The organism is Halobacillus mangrovi (assembly GCF_002097535.1).
Taxonomy (GTDB): domain Bacteria; phylum Bacillota; class Bacilli; order Bacillales; family Halobacillaceae; genus Halobacillus; species Halobacillus mangrovi_A.
In genome coordinates, this window is sequence record NZ_CP020772.1 from 1,768,988 (window position 1) to 1,789,684 (window position 20,697).

13 protein-coding genes and 1 pseudogene are annotated in these 20,697 nt (G+C 38.7%); 10 read left to right on the top strand and 4 right to left on the bottom strand.

The features are described 5' to 3' along the window. Window positions 1-145 precede the first annotated feature (145 nt). The 8 genes and pseudogenes from HM131_RS08555 to HM131_RS08595 all read left to right on the top strand — a co-directional run bounded on the left by HM131_RS08555 (window position 146) and on the right by HM131_RS08595 (window position 12,734). Window positions 146-991 (top strand): 3-hydroxyacyl-CoA dehydrogenase family protein, encoded by an 846-nt coding sequence (locus HM131_RS08555; RefSeq protein ID WP_085029362.1) that lies wholly within the window; start codon window positions 146-148, stop codon window positions 989-991. 9 nt (window positions 992-1,000) lie between these two features. After that, the gene (locus tag HM131_RS08560; RefSeq protein ID WP_085029363.1) at window positions 1,001-1,777 is read left to right on the top strand and encodes an enoyl-CoA hydratase/isomerase family protein; all 777 of its coding nucleotides are present in this window, start codon (window positions 1,001-1,003) and stop codon (window positions 1,775-1,777) included. Window positions 1,778-1,795: 18 nt separating this feature from the next. Continuing rightward, the gene (locus HM131_RS08565; RefSeq protein WP_085029364.1) at window positions 1,796-2,944 is read left to right on the top strand and encodes an acyl-CoA dehydrogenase family protein; all 1,149 of its coding nucleotides are present in this window, start codon (window positions 1,796-1,798) and stop codon (window positions 2,942-2,944) included. Between the two features lie 113 nt (window positions 2,945-3,057). Then, window positions 3,058-3,627, top strand: a pseudogene (locus HM131_RS08570) (thiolase family protein). Window positions 3,628-4,281: 654 nt separating this feature from the next. Further along, window positions 4,282-5,073 carry a DUF2935 domain-containing protein gene (locus tag HM131_RS08575; protein WP_085029365.1) on the top strand — a complete coding sequence of 264 codons (792 nt, stop codon included), beginning with the start codon at window positions 4,282-4,284 and terminating at the stop codon, window positions 5,071-5,073. A gap of 1,331 nt (window positions 5,074-6,404) precedes the next feature. Continuing rightward, the gene (locus HM131_RS08585; RefSeq protein WP_269749131.1) at window positions 6,405-7,775 is read left to right on the top strand and encodes a glycoside hydrolase family 97 C-terminal domain-containing protein; all 1,371 of its coding nucleotides are present in this window, start codon (window positions 6,405-6,407) and stop codon (window positions 7,773-7,775) included. A gap of 587 nt (window positions 7,776-8,362) precedes the next feature. Further along, on the top strand, window positions 8,363-10,915 hold the full coding sequence (locus tag HM131_RS08590; RefSeq protein ID WP_085029368.1) for a glycoside hydrolase family 31 protein: 2,553 nt from the start codon (window positions 8,363-8,365) through the stop codon (window positions 10,913-10,915). Window positions 10,916-10,967: 52 nt separating this feature from the next. Further along, entirely contained in the window at window positions 10,968-12,734 is a 1,767-nt protein-coding gene (locus HM131_RS08595) for a glycoside hydrolase family 66 protein (protein ID WP_085029369.1), read from the top strand. A 1,242-nt stretch (window positions 12,735-13,976) separates the two neighbouring features. Here HM131_RS08595 and HM131_RS08600 read toward each other — a convergent pair. Further along, window positions 13,977-15,314, bottom strand: coding sequence for an N-acetylmuramoyl-L-alanine amidase (locus tag HM131_RS08600; RefSeq protein WP_085029370.1), 1,338 nt, complete (start codon window positions 15,312-15,314; stop codon window positions 13,977-13,979). Window positions 15,315-15,592: 278 nt separating this feature from the next. Here HM131_RS08600 and HM131_RS08605 point away from each other — a divergent pair, with 278 nt between their 5' ends. Continuing rightward, window positions 15,593-17,095 (top strand): acyl-CoA carboxylase subunit beta, encoded by a 1,503-nt coding sequence (locus HM131_RS08605; RefSeq protein ID WP_085029371.1) that lies wholly within the window; start codon window positions 15,593-15,595, stop codon window positions 17,093-17,095. Between the two features lie 12 nt (window positions 17,096-17,107). After that, window positions 17,108-18,733 carry a class I adenylate-forming enzyme family protein gene (locus HM131_RS08610; protein ID WP_232324902.1) on the top strand — a complete coding sequence of 542 codons (1,626 nt, stop codon included), beginning with the start codon at window positions 17,108-17,110 and terminating at the stop codon, window positions 18,731-18,733. 97 nt (window positions 18,734-18,830) lie between these two features. Here the strand turns inward: HM131_RS08610 and HM131_RS20635 are convergent, their stop codons facing one another. From HM131_RS20635 to HM131_RS08620, 3 genes are all read right to left on the bottom strand, one after another. Continuing rightward, complete coding sequence (locus HM131_RS20635) at window positions 18,831-18,977, bottom strand: hypothetical protein (protein WP_157130786.1); 147 nt, start codon at window positions 18,975-18,977, stop codon at window positions 18,831-18,833. Window positions 18,978-19,176: 199 nt separating this feature from the next. After that, window positions 19,177-19,368, bottom strand: a complete 192-nt coding sequence (locus HM131_RS08615; protein WP_085029372.1) for a hypothetical protein — start codon at window positions 19,366-19,368, stop codon at window positions 19,177-19,179. 126 nt (window positions 19,369-19,494) lie between these two features. After that, a complete protein-coding gene (locus tag HM131_RS08620) occupies window positions 19,495-20,265 on the bottom strand; it encodes an alpha/beta fold hydrolase (RefSeq protein WP_198162747.1) in 771 nt (256 codons plus the stop codon). Between the last annotated feature and the right edge of the window lie 432 nt (window positions 20,266-20,697).

Sequence of the window (20,697 nt, forward strand, 5' to 3'; positions counted from 1 at the left end):
ACATTTGAATCGGTATTTATAGCTCTGGGGAAGAATCAAGACAGTCTTCGTTAATACACATATAACAAAGGAAGTATTAGCTTATTTATACGACAATCCTTCTACACACTTTTTTCCCTACATCTACCGTAAAGGAGAATTAAAAATGAATCAAATATGCGTAATTGGCGCCGGCACAATGGGCAGAGGTATAGCCTATTTAGGGGCGATCAATGGACTGGAAGTGACAATTAATGATATTAGCCAAGAAGCGCTTGAACAAGCAAAAACGTATATAGAACAGACCATGCATAAAAGCACTGAAAAAGGCTTTATATCAAAAGAAAGAGTAGAAGATTATTTATCCAATCTCACTTATACGGAAGATCTTGATAAAGCAGTAGATCAAGTAGATTTTGTCATCGAAGCCGTTTTTGAAAATATGGAATTGAAAATCAACATGTTCCGGCAGTTGGATGAATTATGTGATAATTACACCATTTTGGCGACAAACACTTCAACAATGAGTCCTACAGAGATAGCCGCCTCTACCTCGAGACCTGACCAATGTATTGCCATGCATTTTTTTAACCCTGTTCACAAAATGAAATTGATTGAACTCATTAAGGGACTTGACACATCGCAAGAAACAGTAGAAAAAGCTCAGGAGCTTGGGAGAATAATGGGGAAAGAGACAGTAGAAGTCAACGAATTTCCTGGCTTTGTAACCAGTCGCATGAATTGTTTAATTGGCAACGAAGCCATGAATATGTTGATGGAAGGTGTAGCTTCAGTAGAAGATATCGATAAAGCGATGAAGTTAGGATTAAATCACCCAATGGGTCCGTTAGAACTTGCAGACTTAGTCGGTCTAGATTCTCGCTTGCGTAATATGGAATATCTCCATGCGACATTAGGAGAGAAGTATCGACCTTCACCACTACTTACCAAATATGTAAAATCAGGCAGGAAAGGAAGGAAATCGGGTCATGGATTCTATGACTATTATTAGGAGGTAATTATGAATTATAAATATCTACTTACTGAGGTTAAAGATGGAGTGGGGATAATCACGATAAATAATCCGGAGAAGCGAAATGCCCTTAATTTATCCGCCTTATCAGAGATTGAGAGTGTCTTAGGTGCTTGGAGAAAGGATGATAGGATCAAAGTTCTTATCTTTACAGGGGCAGGGAATAAATCTTTTGTAGCTGGAGCAGACATAAATCAATTGAAAGAAAGAACCGCTGTATCTGCTTTGGAACCAAATATGACAGCAACATATAGAAAAATCGAAGAATATGAAAAGCCTATTATTGCTGCTATTAACGGTACGGCTGTCGGTGGGGGACTTGAATTAGCCCTTGCCTGCGACATTCGTGTCGCGACTTCTAATATTAAACTTGGACTCCCAGAGGTTCATTTAGGCATCATCCCCGGAGCCGGTGGTTCTCAGCGTTTAGCACGCATAATTGGGAAAGGAAGGGCTATGAGGATGATTCTTACAGGTGAAATCATTACTTCAGAACAAGCTATAGACTATGGACTCATTACGGATCTTGTAGAACAAGATCAGCTGATGAATAAGACATTGGAAATTGCTGAAAAGATAGCTGTGAAAGGTCCGTTATCTCTAAGGGTTGCTAAGACTTTACTCAATAAAGGTGCTGATATTGATATGGATACAGCATTAATGTTTGAAAAATATGCCCAAGCTATGTTGATGGCAACAGATGATAAAACAGAAGGTATTTCAGCCTTCTTAGAAAAAAGAACTCCGGAATTTCAGGGGAAGTAGTTATTAGGAGGCAGAATTATGGATTTTGAATTTAATGAAGAGATACAAGCATTAAGAAAAGGCGTAAGAAATTTTGTGCAAGAAGAAGTTGAAGCTGTAGCAATGGAAATTGAAGAGAAAAACCAGATTCCTGACGATATCATTGAAATGACTAAGGAATTAGGGATATTCGGTATTAGTATTCCTGAAGAATATGGTGGTCTGGGATTAAATATGGTGGGTAAATGCGCCATATATGAAGAACTTGGAAAAACACATAACGGTTATACTACCTTAGTAGGCGCCCATACAGGTATAGGGACAGTAGGAATAGTGGAATTGGGAAATGAACAGCAAAAACAAAAATACTTACCTAAGATGGCTACCGGGGAATGGTTAGGAGCATTTGCTTTAACAGAACCGAGTGCTGGGTCTAACGCTGCCAACTTGAAAACCACAGCAGTGAAAAAAGGCGATAAGTATATATTGAATGGCTCAAAACATTATATTACAAATGCTGTGGATGCTCACATATTTACAGTAATGGCGGTTACAGATTCTGACAAGGATGCTAAAGGTATTACTTCATTTATTGTTGAAAAGGATTTTCCGGGATTTGTTTTAGGAAAAGTAGAAGAAAAAATGGGACTTCGGGGGTCTCATTCTGCTGAAATTTTCTTTGAGGACATGGAGGTTCCGGTAGAGAATGTATTGGGTGAAGTAGGGATGGGGTACATTAACGCCCTAAAAATATTAGCAAATGGAAGAACCGGTTTAGCTGCTAGGAATCTTGGTTCCTGTGAAAAACTATTAGAACATTCCATGGAATATGCTCTTGAAAGACAGCAGTTCGGTAAGCCGATATTTGAACAACAAGCAGTACAACATATGTTGGCGGATATTTCAGCTGAAATTGAAACACTTCGTGCAATTACCTATCGGGTAGCTTGGATGACAGACAAAAAACAGCGTGTGGTTAAAGACGCTGCTATAGCTAAATATTACGGCTCTGAGGTTTATAATAGAGTTGCCGATTTAGCGGTTCAAATTCATGGTGGTATAGGTTATATCAAAGAGTATCCTATTGAACGCTATTATAGAGATGCACGGATTACGAAAATTTATGAAGGTACGACTCAAATTCAAAAAAATATTATCGCTTCAGAATTAAAGCGACAATATGTCTAACGGAGAGGATTTTAATATGAAGAACATAGTCTTTGTGGATGGGGTCAGAACAGCAATAGGTCGTATGGGAGGAGATAAAGGATGTCGAGTCTGACTTTTTGTCTGTGTCGGTTATGAAAGAAGCTCTTATTCGAAGTCATGTAGAGGGAGAAGAAGTAGATGAAGTTACCTTTGGGATTGCCAAACAAAGTTCTGACATATCAAGTCTAGCCAGAATCGCTGCAATAAAAGCAGAGCTCCCTGTAACAGTTCCAGGATATACAGTGCACAGGCAAAGTGGTTCTGGACTACAATCGATCAATAACGCTGTTCGACAAATTATGTGTGGTTTGGCCGATGTAGTATTAGCAGGTGGTGGAGAAAGTATGTGTACTGCTCCTTATTATTTTAGAAATGCAAGGTATGGGTAACAAGCAGGAAATGCTGAATTAGTAGATCCTAATACATAAAGTCAACCAAGGTCCCAACCAATAGAAGAATATGAAAATATAACTAAGGGATTGACTGTTGGAAATTTAGCAGAACAATACAATATTTCTAGAGAATCACAAGATGAATTTGCTTTGAGAAGCCAGAAAAAAGCAAATAGAGCAATAGAGAATGGTACTTTCAAAGATGAAACCCTCCCTTATGAGATTAAGAGTAAAAGAGATAGAAACCTGCTTTATGACACCAGAAGCTAAAGTGGGGTTCTTTGAATTTAGATTAAAAAAGGGAAGGAAAGGATGAAGTTACTACAAATTTTAAACATGTACCATAAAGAGGGAGAAATGATACTACAAGATAATTTTGGAGTTATCAAGTTTACAAACCCTAAGCCGGAGATATAAAAAGGGGGGCTTCTTATACCAATTGCAACATTTACACCAACAGTTTTTATGGATATAAAAACTCCTCTGTAGGAAATATTGGGCTTGGGTCACATAAGCGCACCAATGCTACCTTTGCAATCAATTTAAGAAAATAAGCAATGAGGAATTCCTCTTTGCTTATTTCGACAATCATACTCATTCAAGAGTTCGTCTAACGATTGCTAAACAGTTATGGGGGTATTGGGGGGGCATGTACATAATATGCATCGGCTCTCTAAGACCCTCAATTTTTTCTAAATCCTTATGCAAATAACAACTCCCCCAATGGTAAACTATATACTCTATCAAATGGGAGTAAACCGATTCAATGTGCTCGTATAAATTTTTTCTTCTTAATAAGTACCTAACAGCTCTTTTCTAATTCTCACAATAATTGAGTTCTATTTAGGGGTATTTTATGATGGTTCTTTTAAATAAAATTAGTGCATATAATCTCCTCGGTGAAAACTTTCTAGGGGGAATTATATGGCAAGTCAATTTGTAGCTCGTTCATTGGATGAAATCCGTTTCTGGTCTAGGATTATGAAAGAGCACGCCTTGTTTCTAAGTCTCGGATTTAACTTTGACGACACAAAATTAATCCAAGAGGCCCAGCAGTATATTGATTTGTTTGAACGAATTGAACAACAATTAGGTCAATTCACTGTAAACTCTGACCCTCAACAAATAGCAACTTTTAATAATCAAGTATATCAAGCAGCTGCTTCTATTTGGGCATATAAGCGAAAAGTCCTTGGATTGTCACTACGATGTGAAATAAGGTCCAACAATTTTCCTTTATTACTAGACCATACTAGTCGGGAGGCAGCTTATTTTGCTGAACGGTTGAAAGAATTAAATGAAGGGAAATTGAAACCGACTCCCGCAAAAATTATCAAAGAGAACGTGTTCTTCTTAAGAATAATGGCAGATCATTCTAAATTTATAGGTCATCTACTCGATCCATCTGAAAGAAAATTGGTTGACCAAGCGAGGGAATTTAGTCATGATTTTGATCAACTAGTTTTCCAAGCAACCGACTTAGATTCAATGCGTCCTCAGTCAGAAACTCAACCAATTTTAGATCATTTCCTTGATGAAAATCGGGTCTCAGTAGTTGCTCTTCGAGACTTTAAGAAAGCAGCAAGGGAATTGATTGAAGAATGTAGGATCAAAAGTATTATCCACCCTCTTTTAGCTGACCACGTCTTCCGTGAAGCAGAAAGGTTCCTTCATATTATAGATATGTTCGAGGCTAGCCTTACTTCCAATAAATAATTTATTTAATAAAATGCCAAGGATTAATAATGAAGACTATGCATGGAAATAGCTTTTAAGACTTGCATCCTGAAAGGGATGGACAAGGGAACTATGGTAATAGTGGAAATAAAAAAGGGATATAAACCGCTTAATAAATATTACGTTCTAATCTTCAATAGAAAAAGTCTGTTCAACTAACAGGTGCGTTAGTTTAAGTTCAGCTCCAATATATCTCGAAATCAAATGTATTGGGGGCGTTTGCTTAATAAGCATTCGCCCCCTTTGATGAAAAAACTAAAAATAATTCCTAATTGAAATACCCAGACGATCGTACTGATTCATTTGTTAATGATTACGAAACATTAGTAATTGGGGATCTGACAGGGTAGCGTTCAATTGCCTGCATTTTTGGAGGAAACTCGAAAAATACCTTTGGGGCAGAAATGGGGCAGAATTTCTTTATTTTAGCCCCATTTTAATTTGGTTATAGCATTCTAAACCCTAAAGAAGGTTGATTTGACGGTGACTGTTCCACTTTAATCTATAGTGATGATGTGTATGCCAACAGCCTTCTAAGCTGTGGGTCGCAGGTTCGAATCCTGCCTGGGACGCTAACTAACAAAGCGCTGAAACCTTTGCAATACAAGGGATTCAGCGTTTTTTTCGTGTTTGGGGCTCATTGCTCACTAAATCTCCGTTTTGGGGCAGAATTTTATAAAAGGTAATTTTATGTGCAAGTACAAATGCCTAACTCGTGGATAATGATTAAAAGATCTATAGCTTACGAATATGTGAAAGTTTACCTATTTGAGCTGGAGTCAAACTTTGCATCAATTCCAATGATTATAGGTGTAATTCCGGCATCTTCTACGATATTAGCACATCATAATAAAACTATTTTTCAAATTAAATCGGTATTTGTAATTTCTATCATTGCAACTCTTATCGAAGGTTTTTTTATTCTTTGATTATTTTAGATACTTTAAAGGTTGGAACATATTTTTCACGTTTTTAATTTTATTTGGTAGGTTATTTGATAGTGTATGCATACTGTAAAATCTTAAAAAATGGAGCCTAGGCGGGGAGGGAGTTTGCTGAAAATCATCACCGATTACTAACAAATTAAAAATCATCTGATACGTCAAATTCTAAGGATTGGAATGAGGATCTAAAAAAGTTCACGGGTAAAGAATAAAGTAATAAGCTTGTAAAGGAAGAGTATCATAGTAGGGAGTACCTGTTATTAATGGAATAGTTTTTTACGTTTCCATTACTAGGTATCGAATTAAGATGGAAATATTTTACTGGAATTTAAGTTCATCAAAGGTGTACCAGTAACGTGGGACGATATTATGGTTCCTAATGCTGAAATTGGTGATTATGCCACGATTGTCCGTCGCAGTGGAGATGAATTTTATATGGGGAGTATTACGGATGAAAAGGCGAGAGACTTGGATGTCGACCTAGACTTCTTGGATAAAGACAAGAAGTATGTAGCGGAGGTCTATTCTGACGCCCATAATGTGGACTTGGAAGAAAATCCAGAAGCTGTTTCTATTCAGAAAGTGATTGTCAGCCATAAAGATACACTAGTGACTTCTATGGCCACAGGAGGCGGACAGGCTGTACGAATGTATCCAGCTTCTAAAGAGGAAAGGAAAGATCTTCCTAAATATAAGGATCCCAAGCTGAAACTTTCCTATGGACATGTCCCAGAAGCTATCCAATCTAATGATGAATTTCAGGTAACGGCAGAAGCCGAGAATAACAGCGAAGTCGTGACAGGTAAAAAGGTCCAATTGATGGTAAATGGTAAGCTAGTAGCTGAAGAAAAGATCAGAATTGCACCTCACAGTACCAAAGAAGTGACTCTTTCTTACGATAAACTGTTTGAACCAGGAAAATATAAAGTTCAAGTTGATGGACTGAGTGTCAATCAAGTGGAGGTCAACGAAAAAGAACCCACCTTTGAATATAGCGACCTTTCTGTAACAGCGGATGGGGAAAGGATTATGGCTGAAGCTGCAGTGACGAATTTTGGCACAACTTCAGGAACAACCACTGTTCCGTTTACTGTGAATGGTGAAGAAGTAGAAACAAAAGATGTAGAAGTCCCAGCTCAAGCAGGCGGTGGTACTCAAAAAGTGACCTTCACCTATGATACGAATGGGAAAGCAGACGCTTATAATGTTTCCATAGGAAACTTAGTACCTGAACCTATAGCTATGCCATTAATAAATCTTGCAGGAAACTGGCTGTTCCAAAAAGGAGATAATGAAACTTGGAAGTCTCCTGAGTTCAATGACACCAACTGGCAAGAGGTTACCCTTCCAAGGAGTTGGGAAGATCATTCTAATTACCTCGAAGACGACACTTACGGATGGTATCGAAAAGCGATCCATATTCCGAAAGAATGGAAAGGCTATTCGCTAAAAGTGAAGCTAGGAAAAATAGATGATGTTGATCAAACATTTATGAATGGTCAAATAATCGGCGAGTCTGGCACTTTCCCGATGGGAGAAGGTGAGCAAGGAATGATCTCTGCATGGGATTGGGAGCGTGAATATACGATTCCGGCTGATATAATTAAATATGGAGAAGAAAATTTAATAAGTATTCGTGTATTCGGTGCGAAGGGTGGAGGTAGATTATACGATGGTCCACTTGGTCAAATTGAATTGGTTAAAGTTAAAGAGGATGTCGCCGATTATAACCCTTAGCTGTCGTTCACTGATGTTGGAGAGTGGGCTGAGGCGGAAATCAATTTTATAGCCGGCTAGTGTTAGTCAACGGTTATCCAAATGGGAACTTCCGTCCATAATTGTGAGAAAGCTTCCCTTTAAAGGGAAGCTTTTTTATGTTGTATGGGAAGATTAAGCTTTAAATATTTGCGAAGTTTTTTTATCTTCGTAAGTTAATTGAAAGAATATGTTGGGTTAGATAACAATAAATACGTATCCTCGGCAATAGTAAAGCTTCATAAAGCACATTCTATTGGAAATTTTCAAATAATTTTATAGTTTAAGTAATAAGCTGTGCTTCTGGACCAACATCCCTAAACCTTCTAAAGGGTTTGAATTTATGAAGAATGTCAAATCTATGGTCCATTTGTTGCAATTTTCACTTTTTTTGCAAACCTTTACATTTGTTTCTAAAAGCGATTACATATTTATTACAATAACCTTAATAGTATATAAGTCACCAGTGGAATCGATACCACACCTCTATTGTCAAATTTTTCACATAGGTGTATAGTGAATTTGCGCAACCGGTTGCTGTAAATATTAATTCGAGGTGAAGAATAAATATGCACAATCAATCAAAAAATATTTCTCGCTTAGTTGCTACCACAGCTATAGCTGCGAGCATATTCGCCGCACAGGCACCTAATGTATTAGCTGTAACTCAACCCCATCCAGACAAAGAGCTAAACCAAGAAGCTGTCAAAAAACAATTGCAAGTTGAAGGTGTTCAACAGCTGGAAAATGGTGTAAAACTCGATCTCTCCTCAGACCAAACAGCGCTTATTCGACTATTTTCTGAAGATATGGCGAAAATTTCCATACTGAATGATGGCGAAGAAGAATACTTTTCTGAAGCTATTGTGAAAAAGGAATGGGACACACCATCCTTTGATGTCAAAGAACAAAATGGAGAAATCACACTAACTACTAATGAAATCACGGTCAAAATTAAAAAAGAACCATTTGGTATTAAGTTCCTTGATAAAAAAGGAAATGTAATCAACGAGGACTACATGAAGAATGGTTCAGGCTATGATGGCGAGAAGCCTTATGTTTACAAGAAAACCAATGAAAATGAAGCTTTCTATGGCTTTGGCGAACAGGGAGGACTTGAGGTAAATCAACGGGGGGAAAGTATCGGTATGTTTAACACAGATGCTTATGGTTACCAGCCTGATACAAAATATTTATATACATCTATCCCTTTCTTCATCGGTTTAAAAAATGAAAAAGCCTACGGTATTTTCTTTGATAACACAAATCGTTCCTATTTTGAAATGGCAAGCGAAAGTGATGATTATTACTACTTCTATGCAGATGATGGAAAATTAAATTATTACTTTATGTATGGACCAGAAATTGAAGATGTGCTTGACAGTTATACTAATTTGACGGGTAAGATGGACAAACCAGCCAAATGGACACTGGGCCTTCATCAATCTAAGTGGGAATATTCTGCAGAGGATATTGAACGTGTAGCTGAGACGTACCGTGAGAAAGATATTCCCATTGACACTATGCACTTTGACATTGATTATATGGACGAATACCGCGTCTTCACATGGTCTGATAAATTCGGCAAGGAAGCCCTTCATCAAAAACTTGATGATATGAATTTCCATAAAATTACAATCAACGACCCCGCTGTTAAAAAGGATCCTGGCTACTTTATGTACGATGAAGGGACAGACAATGACTTCTGGGCTAAAAATCCGGATGGTACAAATTTTGTAGGTAAAGTATGGCCTGGAGACTCCATGTTCCCAGACTTCTCTAAACCAGAAGTTCGTGAATGGTGGGCAAACAAACACAATATCCTGTTTGATAAAGGTATAGACGGCATTTGGAACGATATGAATGAACCAGCCGTTTTTGATGGTCCCTACCATACTATGCCACTAGATGTAACCTTTGGAGAGGGCGAAAACAAACGCACCCATGCTGAATACCATAATTTATACGGCCATGACGAAGCGGAAGCTACATATAAGGCTTTCGAAAAGTATAAGCCAAATACGCGTCCTTTCGTGTTAACTCGTGATATGTATGCAGGATCTCAACGTTACGCTGCCCTTTGGACTGGGGACAATGTCAGTGAATGGGATCACTTACAAATGTCAATTCCAATGAACACAAACATTGGTCTTTCAGGTGTACCTTTTGTCGGAAATGATATCGGCGGTTTCGCAGGACGCCCGGATGCAGAAATGTTCGCACGGTGGATTGAAGTAGGCGCTTTCCTTCCATTCTCTCGTATCCATTATGATAGTGACAAAAAAGCTGAAGGAGATAAACAGGCACAAGAGCCATGGGCCTTTGGTCAAGAAGTGGAAGACATTAGTAAGAAGTATGTTGAAATGCGTTACAAGCTAATGCCTTATCTTTACAATACGTTCATTGATGCTTCTGAAAATGGAACACCCGTACAACAGCCACTTGTTTATCAGTTCCAAGAAGATGAAAAAACGCAAAATATTAGTGACCAATTCATGTTCGGTTCATCTATGATGCTTGCACCAGTTGTTAAACAAGGACAGACAGAACGTGATGTGTATCTTCCTGAAGGAGAAACATGGGTTGATTACTGGACAGGCAAAGAATATGAAGGCGGTCAAACCATCCACACGAATGCACAGCTTGATCACCTTCCGATTTACGTGAAAAAAGATTCTATGATTCCTACACGTGAGGTCCAACAATACACGGGTGAAAAAACATTAGAGAACTTGGTACTCGACACCTATCTTGATGAAAAAGCAACCTACTCTTTCTATGAAGACGATGGTGCTACCCTAGACTATAAAGACGGTGAGTACAACATCACAGACTTAGTGATTCAACGTAAAAAGAATCACATTGAATTCAAAACGAAGAAACAAGCAACAGGATACAATACCGAATTAGAGTCCTATACACTTAAATTGAATGGCGAAGTTGCTCCAAAGAAAGTCCAGGCAGCCCGCACAAAATATAACCGAGTAAGTTCAGTAGAAGAAGTAAAATCTAATCAGGAATCATACTTCTATGATGAAGAAAATGATTCTCTTTATGTCAACGTTCCAGCAGATGAAAAACACAAGGTTAAGATTTTATTTAAAGGTAATAAACGAAAATAATATGGGGAGAGGGCTGGCGCTTTTTCGTCAGCCCCTCTATAGGTGATTCGTTATGAAGATGAAATGGTTGTTTTTAATAAGTGGAATTGGAGTAATGCTCATTTTGCTCATTATTTTTTCTCTTCGCTCGGACCAAAACGAGCCTGGGCCTCATATTTCCATTAGCTCTATTACCAAAGACAAGGCCGCCTATAATCCTGGAGAGAAGGTACAATTTAAGGGCGAACTCAATACCTCCTATACAGAAGGTTTTATTCAGGTTTCCTATTACCATCGGGGAATGAAATTTGATGAACAGACCTTGTCCATTAATGGAAAAAGCTTTGAATGGGAATGGTTACCTCCTTCACGGGATCATCAAGGCTATTTAGTCGCAATTTCCTTAAATAATCAGAAGCAAGCTTCTACTATTGCTGTAGACGTCTCATCCAATTGGACAGCTTTCCCAAGGTACGGGTTTCTTTCAAAATTCTCTGAAATGAAAAAACAGGACCAAAAAACCATAATCAAAAAGTTGAATCGATATCATATTAATGCTCTTCAGTTTTACGATTGGCATGATGAGCACCATCTTCCATTAAAAAAACAGGATGGACGTATCTTAACTAGCTGGGCAAACATTGCAAATAAGCCTGTTTCCCTTTCTACAATAGAAAACTATATTGAGCTTGCTCATAAAAATGGAATGAAAGCAATGAGTTATAATTTATTGTATGGAAGTTTAAAAGAAGCAGAAGCAGACGGTGTGCTACCTTCATGGTATGTGTTCAAGGATAAACATCAGCAATCCATTGATACTCATCCGCTTCCTGATGACTGGAAAAGCGATATATTCTTAACAGACCCTGGAAATAAAGAATGGCAGGATTATATTTTTTACAACCAGCAAACCGTGTTCGATGAATTAAGGTTTGATGGCTGGCATCTTGATCAATTAGGAGATCGAGGGAATGTCTTCAATGGATATGGACAACCAATAAATATGACAGAGGGGTTTAAAAATTTCTTACAGTCTGTTAAAGAAAGATTCCCTAATCACACGTTTGTAATGAATGCTGTCAATCAATACGGCCAGCAGCAAATTGCTCCGTCAGGAGTTCCTTTTCTTTATACAGAAGTATGGGACCCTATCACCACCTATGCTCAGTTAAAAAACATCCTGGTGGCCAACAGAATCGATTACAGAAAAAACACCGTCCTAGCTGCATATATGAATTATGATAAAGCCGATCAAAAAGGATTCTTTAATATACCGGGAATTCTTTATACAGATGCTCTAATCTTTGCTCATGGCGGGGCCCACATAGAGCTTGGAGAACATATGCTTGCTAAAGAATTTTTTCCTAATGAGAATCTCTCTATGTCGCAGAAATTACGAAAAAAACTTGTTCATTATTATGATTTTCTGGTAGGGTATCAAAACCTTTTACGCGGGGATGAACTATCCCCAGCAGAAGCAAACCTTTCATCAGAGAATGTAACATTTTCTGATAAACCAAAAAAAGGGACTGTTTACACCTTTGCAAAAAAAACTGAAAATAAAAAAATGATACATCTGCTCAACTACATGGACGCAGCTCATATGGAATGGCGTGATTCTGATGGGACACAGTCACCTCCTTCCAAAACAGGCCCGTTGTCTATCACTTTGCAAGAATCCAGAAGAGTAAAAAGTATATGGATGGCTTCTCCAGATAATGCTCAAGGTATACCCACATCTGTAGAATTTGAACAAAAGGCTGGGATGTTATTCTTGACTGTCCCTTACCTCGAGTACTGGAGCATGATTGCCATAGAATATGAAAAATCCCCATCCTGAAATGGGTTGAAACAGTTAAATAAGACTAAAAAAACATTCTAGGCTGCCATTGATATATATTCCATTCGAGTATGGCAGTTTAGTTCTGTAAACGGCATTATCAAAGCGGTTTCCCCTTCGGGTCATACTTGTGATAATGCCCCTTTTTTGGCCTCTTCCTGAATTTAATAAATATAACATTTTCTCTCCCTAGGGAAGGTAGGTAATTTAACGCGCTATAAACTTTGAGGAAGCATGGGCGGCATGATGCTATAGTTTCTAAAAATCTTCATAAAAAAGTTGGAAAATAATTTAATAGTGATTCTAAAAGTCTATGCTAAATCTAAAATCCTCTCAAAAGTTCTTAGAACTCTTGAGAGGATTTTCGTTTAGTATGTTGTGCCTCTATCAAGGTTATCCTCCATAATCCACATTTCCTTTTTTAAGTGGAAACTACAGTTATGTACTACTTATCTTAAAGTAGAGTTCAATCTTAATAAGTTAGAGAATATAATAACAGCAATTTATTTTATGAAAAATAAGCTTATCTAGAACTCAAGAAATACCACACTACAGTTATCATTCTTTCAGTATTTACTGTTCAAGTTGGTGTCCTTTACTTATTTAGTCTAAGTCTTCCTATAACCTAACATTATATTGAGAACCTCCAGCGTTGAGCTGGAGGTGTTTTTTTCAATAAAAGAGCAGCATTTTGGTGGTTCACTCCATTAATGTTTGAGTTCAGTATCTTCCTTTAAAAGTTCTTTTTCCACAAATAACAAAAGAACTGATGAAACATGGTAAGTCTTTCTTCTACCTTGATTTTATGCTGTTCTTGTTACCAGACTACATTTTTCTTATAATACATCAAAAACAAGCTTACTCGAATTGGTAAGCTTAATGGGGCAGAATCTTATTATTATTGCCCCAATTTAATTTCATGAAAAAGTATTCTATCCTTAAAAAGATTGATCTCATGGGATTTAACTCTACTCTATTAGTGGGGGGCATTTGGACTCCAACAGCCTTCTAAGCTGTGGGTCGCAGGTTCGAATCCTGCCTGGGACGCTAAAGAATAAAAGACTGGATCTCTTGTAAAACAAGGGTCCAGCTTTTTATTCTTTAGCCATACTAAGGGGTCCTCATCATGTGAATACCCGTTTGGAGCAGAAATAGTGAGTGATATAATTTTTTTTGTACCTTAATGGGATGTATGTTTTAAGTTGTCTCATTTTTGGTGCTTCTACGAGTACAAATCAAAATTTAATTAGCCTTTAGTTCTTGCAGGGTGCTCTCTAATTCCAGTATGGAAGTCTCTAACATTTGTTCATAGATTTGTAGAATGGATTGACCATAATTATCGCCAGGTACAGCCCATTTTCCGTTTAATGCTTCCCATGTTGTAGCGGAACCTCTTTCTACAAGGTTGAATCGAGGATCGACTAATGGATATTCAGATGGTAATGGTTCGGATGAAGCGTATGCATATAAATGTTGGATATGGGCAAGAACTCCTTCTTCTGGAGATTCGAAACTAGCCCCTGGATTATCTGGTCCAGTAGCACCTAGCCCGCAAAAATTGTTTTGCTCAGGTTGAACGACTCCTGTAAATCGAAGGTAGTCCGTTTCATGCATAGACTGCGCAAAAGCTATGTCCCCTCTGATCCCATAATACTGGCCGTAAATGAGGTAATACATCCCTAACTCGATTGCATCAGGATTTATGTTTTTCACAAATTGATTCATTAGTTCTGGGGATAGTTGTGTCTTACCTAAAATAGGATAGCCTGTTTGCTCTATTTTAACTTGTTCTGTAGTAATGTAAGCATCTTCGATTCCTGCTCGTTTTACTTCCTCTAAACGTGCTTCTGCATTTTCCAATAGTGAAAAGGCTCCAGTTTGCACGCGATACCATTGTTTTCCAGATAAAATAATCGGACTAACAAACGCTTCAATGCCTTCTGAATCAAGGTAGGCTACTCGTTTCTCTGCACTTTTTCTTGATCTGAACGATCCAGCAATTACCTTATAGATTGTTACAGTATTGTCTGTTTTCTTTTGAAGATTAAATGCTTTTGCTAATCCATTCACATGACCTTGAGCAACTTTTTCACGCCATGCAGCCTGTTTTATTAATGCAGCATCTTCTGCATTGTCAATAAATCCATTTTCGGTTAAAAGGGCTGGCATATTCGATTCACGTAATACATGGAAGTTTGCTTTTTTTTGTCCACGGTCAACTAACTCATTTACTTTCATTACTTCTGGATGAATAATATCCTGATATTGAGCAGTAATGGAAGAGTCAGATAAGCGATCATGAATAAAATCCTCATATCCTTGGGCTGTCCCATTAAAGGCATTGCAATGAATGGATAAATAATAATCAGCTCCCCAGACATTAGCTTCATCTGTTCGCTCGGTCAAACTTTTCGTGCTATCCTCTGTACGACTCATTAAAACTTCAACATTTTCATAACCATCTAGTAAGTTGGAGCGGATTCTTAACGCAATATCTAAGTTTATATCTTTTTCCAGCAAGCCGTTCCCACTGGCGCCTGGATCTGATCCCCCATGCCCTGGGTCTAAATAAAGTTTCATCAAAGAAACCTCCTATCAATTATAGTTTTATACATAATTAATATATGATAGAAAATAGCAATGGACTGGGGCGGCGTCGTTCTTTGTAGAAAATTGTTGTGGAGAACAATTTTAAAGTCATAGAAAAATTAAACGAGTGATAAAGCTAATCCATTACTCATCTTGTCTTTATAGATATTGAATTTTCAGAAAAGTTAAATTATACTATAATCAGCTGAATTCAGCTATATTTTTTTAGATTCTACATACCGACTGGTTAGTATCTAAAGGAGGAAGTTATGATTAATAAAAACAATCAAGTGAAAGAGGCTTCTCATAAGCAAAAAGAAAGAATGACATACAATGCAAGAGAAAGAATTGAGCTGCTTGCTGATGAAGGTTCCTTTTGGGAGTTAGGCACATCTGCTCATTCATCGGTTCCTGGTATGGAAGAGCGCACACCGGCTGATGGATTGATCGGTGGAATTATTCGAGTAGATGGAAGAGAGGCTGTCGTTCAGGCGATGGATGTCAGTGTTTTGTCAGGAACGGAAGGGGAGGTGCACTTACGTAAAAGTGAATTCTTTCATTCTTATGCAAAAAAAAGAAAACTCCCTCTCTTTAATTTATGCGAAGGTGGAGGATTGAGGATGCCGGACGGAATGGGCTCTGACGGGATTAGTGATAAACTGTTTCCTTCCTGCTTATTGGATCATTCGCGTGAAAGCCCGATCATGACAGCTATTCTTGGGGAGAGTTACGGTGGCCCTACATGGATGGCGGTTACGTCGGATTTTGTTACTCAAGTACGAGGCACAGGGATGGCGGTGGCAGGACCAAGGATGCTTGAAATGGCTAGTGGAGAACATTTGACTGCGGAAGAACTTGGGGGACCGGAAATGCATGCGGTCCATACTGGGCAAATTGATCACATCGCTGAAAACGAACAAGAAGCAATCGAAGCATTGCGCCGTTTTTTCAGTTATATGCCTTCTTCTTCCGACGAACAACCAGACACTAAGGAGCTTGTGAACATCTCTTCTTTTGACCACATAAATGTTGAAGAAATTGTACCCGCGAATTTAAGACAGCCGTATGATATACAATTCCTAATTAAGGCACTGTTTGATGAAGGTTCTTTCATGAACTTCCGCTCGTTTTATGGAAAAGCTTTAATTACTGGTATTGCCCGTTTGAACGGACGTGTTATGGGGATTGTAGCAAATCAGCCGCTTCATATGGCAGGTGCTCCGGGTCCAGAGGAATGTGATAAAGCTGTGGACTTTATTTGTCTCTGTGATTCGTACCATATCCCGCTTGTATTTCTTCACGACACGCCGGGTTTTCGGATCAGCAGTCGTGCTGAAAAGCAGAAGATGCCTTCAAAAATTATGAATTGGAATACAGCTATAGCTAAATCGACCGTTCCTAAGTATTCAATCGTTATTCGGAAAAGTATCGGCGCCGCTTATGGAAACATGTGCGGGCCAGGGATGGGAGCGGATGTAGTTGCCGCTTGGCCGCATGCTGAAATTAATTTTACAGGCCCTGAAGTAGGCGTGAATGTGGTATACGGCAAGTACATCAGAAATTCGGAAGACCCGCACAAAGAGCGGGCGAAATACCTGGAGCAATGGAATTTTGACAGTTCTCCCCATAAGGCTGCAGGTAATTTTTTAATACAGGAGATCATTGAACCAAGTCAGACTCGCTCATTTTTAATCCGTTTCTTAGAGTCGGCATATGCTTCTGGACCAGTAAAAAGTAAAAGACGTCTGGCTGATTGGCCAATGTCTCATTAAGGAGGGGCTCATTTGAACAATCGTACGGACACTCGAACAGGAGAGAAACTGTACAATAGTCTAAAGAAACCTTTATTTAAGTTCTTACAGCAACATGCTGAAGAACGTCCTATGGATACAGCCTACATCTACTACGGCAGGACGCTGACGTGGAAAGAATTGCTGGAACAGGTTCAGAGTTTTGCTGGCTATTTAGTTCAGGCAGGTTTTGAAAAAGGAGATCGGATTGGATTGTTTATGCAAAACAGTCCGCAGTATATCATCGCTCACTATGCTATTCAATATATTGGGGGCATTGTTTGTCCGTTGAATCCGATGTACAAAGCCAGTGAATTGGATCATTTACTTAGTGAGGTAGAAATGAAGGGGCTTTTCACAGGAGGTGAACTTCTTCCTGAAGCTCGTAAAGTACAAGAACAACTGCATCAGATCATTGTCGTTCGTTATGATGATTATTTTCCAGAGCATTCTAGCTGGAAGATTCCTGAGGACCTCAATGTTTCCTCTATCCAACTCAAGAAGAATGAAAAACGTTGGTCCGAGATCTCAAAAAATGCTGTACCTTTAACGGAACCAGAAGAGGTGGATATGGAAGACACGGCGCTTCTCGCTTTTACTTCCGGTACCACTGGGCGTCCAAAAGCGGCGATGCTTTCCTATAAAAATGCTTTATACAAAACAGCAGCAGCCGTTAAAGCAAACGATGTAAGCGAGCAGGAAACTTGGCTTGCCGTAATGCCACTTTGTCACATTGCGGGGATGGTGATGGGAGTTAATATTCCAGCTTATACGGGATCTCCTTGTGTGTTGTTCGCCAGATTTGATCCTCCAGAAGTTTTAAGAGCTCTATATGAGTACGAGGTGAGCATATGGTATAGTATTGCGCCAATGAACGAAGCTTTATTATCAATTGCAGAAGATACAAAATTAGTTCATCTCCGTTTAAATTTATGCACAAGTTTTGGCATGCCGGTAACAAACAACTTAGCACAAAGATGGCGGAATATTGCTCCTCAGTGTGCGCTGTTTGAGGCTTCGTATGGGTTAAGTGAGACGCACACCGTAGATACGTACATGCCGCAGAATAACGTTAAATTCGGTTCGGTCGGTATTCCTATTCCAGAGACCTTTATTGAAATTCACGATCCAGCAACTGGGGAAGTGCAGCTGACTGGAGATTCTGGTGAAATCGTCATTCAAAGTCCTGGAGTTTTTAAAGGGTATTGGGGCCGTCCAGAAGCTACATCTGAAACTCTCTATAATGGATGGCTTCATACAGGGGACATCGGCTACTATGATGAAGATGGATATTTATACTTTCAAGGCCGGATAAAAGAAATGATTAAATCTTCAGGTTTTAGTATTTTTCCAGAAGATGTCGAAGCTTTACTTAAAGAACATTCAGCTATAGCTCAGTCTGCTGTCATTGGTGTTCCTGATGAAAGCAAAGGAGAAGTTGTGAAAGCATTCGTTATCCTTAAAGAGGGGCACTCAATGGATGAAAGTGAGTTAAGAGAGTGGGCTAAAGAAAATATGGCTCGTTACAAGGTACCGGCACAGGTGGAATTTCGTGAAGAGCTACCCCAAACGGGTGCTGGAAAAATATTAAGGCGCGTGTTAAAGGATCAAGAAGTATAGAAGTAGGTGTCAGAGATTAAGCCCTTAACTTAATAGAAGCTGATAGGGAAGAGGAGAACCCGTATAGTAAACAGCACGGACTCTCCTCTTTTTATTGTTAAGTGATATCAATATTGGCACCAGGTCCTTCTTTTGGACGGTTTTCATTTGTACGGTGCAACTTTTCTGTTTCTTCAGGTAAGCTTTCTTTAGGTGTATTGTTATTGGTCAATGCGGCGTTTCTTTGAGCTTTTCTTTTTTTCATTGGACTACAATCCTCCTTTACATTCCTTTATAAAGTAGTTTGCTTCCAATGGAAAAGAGGTAATCGATGTAATTTTTACAAACTATACGAAGACTCTAAACCGATAAAAGCTGAAACCTATGTAAAGGTTTCAGCTTTTGTTATAACCTATCCTGCTTTGAGGTCTCTCTTGTCCAAAGTCCCTTTTCGGAGAAGGTTCTTACAAATTATTATTGCCCATATTAGGCATAGCATCACGCATGTTCTCCATTGGTTGACTATTACGAGCACGACGAGCCATTTGACGGAACCCGCCACCATTACGGTTCATTCGTGTGACGCCCCACATCGCAGCTGCACCTACTGCTCCAGCTATTAACATTGAAGTTCCGCGGCCTCGATTACCGTTCATATTCATTACCCCTTTTCACTTGTGATTAGTGGAGATTCCCTTTTCGGAATCACTCCATTAGTTTTGATCATTTTCACATCTTTAATCTGGTAACTTTCCGAACCTTTTCCGTTTTTTGTCACGGGTTCAAATATCTTTTAAGAAATTCAACAAAGCGTGATTAAAGGAGAAATATTTTCTGATAGGCAGCTGATGCAGAGCTTTGCTTATTAGTACGCTTTTCATTAGGGGGAGGTGTTGTTCGTATAGTTTTTCATATGAACGTATATGGCTGAACTGGCCGTACAATAATAGCACAGGGCAATGAATTGTGTTTAAGTAATCTGTACATTTATATTCCATGCTGCTCTCATAAAACTGATAGGCCGTTTGCGGATCAGCTTTGATACAATCCTGGTATACCAATTTTTGATCTTCTAAGGTAATCTTATGGGTCTTCGCTAAAAGCTTGCTTAAAAGCTGGCTTTTGCCATTCTGTACAAGGTTCATACCTAAATGGAATTGTGTTCGTAACAAGACGGTACTTACTTCTGAAAATCCTCCAGCAAGGACGAGGGCTTTGACTTTAGAAGGGTATTTGATAGCGAAATCTTGAGCAATTGATCCGCCTGCCGAATAGCCAACAATGATGGCCTCTTTGATTTCTATATTGTCTAGAAAAAGAGCTAAATCTTTGGAGTGCGTTTGGATGGTCGAATGGTCATCTGTGTTTCCGCTATCTCCATGCCCCCTGAGGTCATATGTGATGATTTGATAATGTTTAGATAGTACTTCGTGTTGATATTTAAAGACGTGATGCCCCATATGAGGGGGATGTATAAAAATAACCGGGAATCCCGATCCGCTTGTTGTGTAATAGAGCGGCATCGATGGTTTGATTTCGGTGAATGGCATCATCCATTCCCTCCTGTATAAAAATCTATATGTCATCAGCTTGGTTTCATTTTGGGTATATTATGCGTGGTCTCCTCATAAATCATTCCATGATGGAATCCTTCCTCTACTAGAGAATAATTATTGGGAAAATACGCAAGGAGTGATATAATATGTCGAAGGAACGTTTTTAGAGAGGTGAAAGAGGAAGCAGTGAAAGTAAGTGTAGATGGATATTTGAAAGTTATTGAAAAAACGGATCATTATGAATGTAAGTGTTGTGGCAAGAAAATGAGTCCTAGGCGAATAACATTTATCAACCATATAAATATAGACGTTTTATTGGAATGTAGAGACTGCGGAACAGCTCTGCCTTTACTTTTGAATGAATCATACATAACACCTTAACGGGTGTTTTTATTTTGGATTTTTATTTTTACTCCACCTTTTTCTGAA

What these genes read in the sequence shown, in the direction of transcription:
- HM131_RS08555 (WP_085029362.1), top strand. Translation starts at nt 146, where the DNA reads ATGAATCAAATATGCGTAATTGGCGCCGGCACAATGGGCAGAGGTATA.
- HM131_RS08560 (WP_085029363.1), top strand. Translation starts at nt 1,001, where the DNA reads ATGAATTATAAATATCTACTTACTGAGGTTAAAGATGGAGTGGGGATA.
- HM131_RS08565 (WP_085029364.1), top strand. Translation starts at nt 1,796, where the DNA reads ATGGATTTTGAATTTAATGAAGAGATACAAGCATTAAGAAAAGGCGTA.
- HM131_RS08575 (WP_085029365.1), top strand. Translation starts at nt 4,282, where the DNA reads ATGGCAAGTCAATTTGTAGCTCGTTCATTGGATGAAATCCGTTTCTGG.
- HM131_RS08590 (WP_085029368.1), top strand. Translation starts at nt 8,363, where the DNA reads ATGCACAATCAATCAAAAAATATTTCTCGCTTAGTTGCTACCACAGCT.
- HM131_RS08595 (WP_085029369.1), top strand. Translation starts at nt 10,968, where the DNA reads ATGAAGATGAAATGGTTGTTTTTAATAAGTGGAATTGGAGTAATGCTC.
- HM131_RS08600 (WP_085029370.1), bottom strand. Translation starts at nt 15,314, where the DNA reads ATGAAACTTTATTTAGACCCAGGGCATGGGGGATCAGATCCAGGCGCC.
- HM131_RS08605 (WP_085029371.1), top strand. Translation starts at nt 15,593, where the DNA reads ATGATTAATAAAAACAATCAAGTGAAAGAGGCTTCTCATAAGCAAAAA.
- HM131_RS20635 (WP_157130786.1), bottom strand. Translation starts at nt 18,977, where the DNA reads ATGAAAAAAAGAAAAGCTCAAAGAAACGCCGCATTGACCAATAACAAT.
- HM131_RS08615 (WP_085029372.1), bottom strand. Translation starts at nt 19,368, where the DNA reads ATGAACGGTAATCGAGGCCGCGGAACTTCAATGTTAATAGCTGGAGCA.
- HM131_RS08620 (WP_198162747.1), bottom strand. Translation starts at nt 20,265, where the DNA reads ATGATGCCATTCACCGAAATCAAACCATCGATGCCGCTCTATTACACA.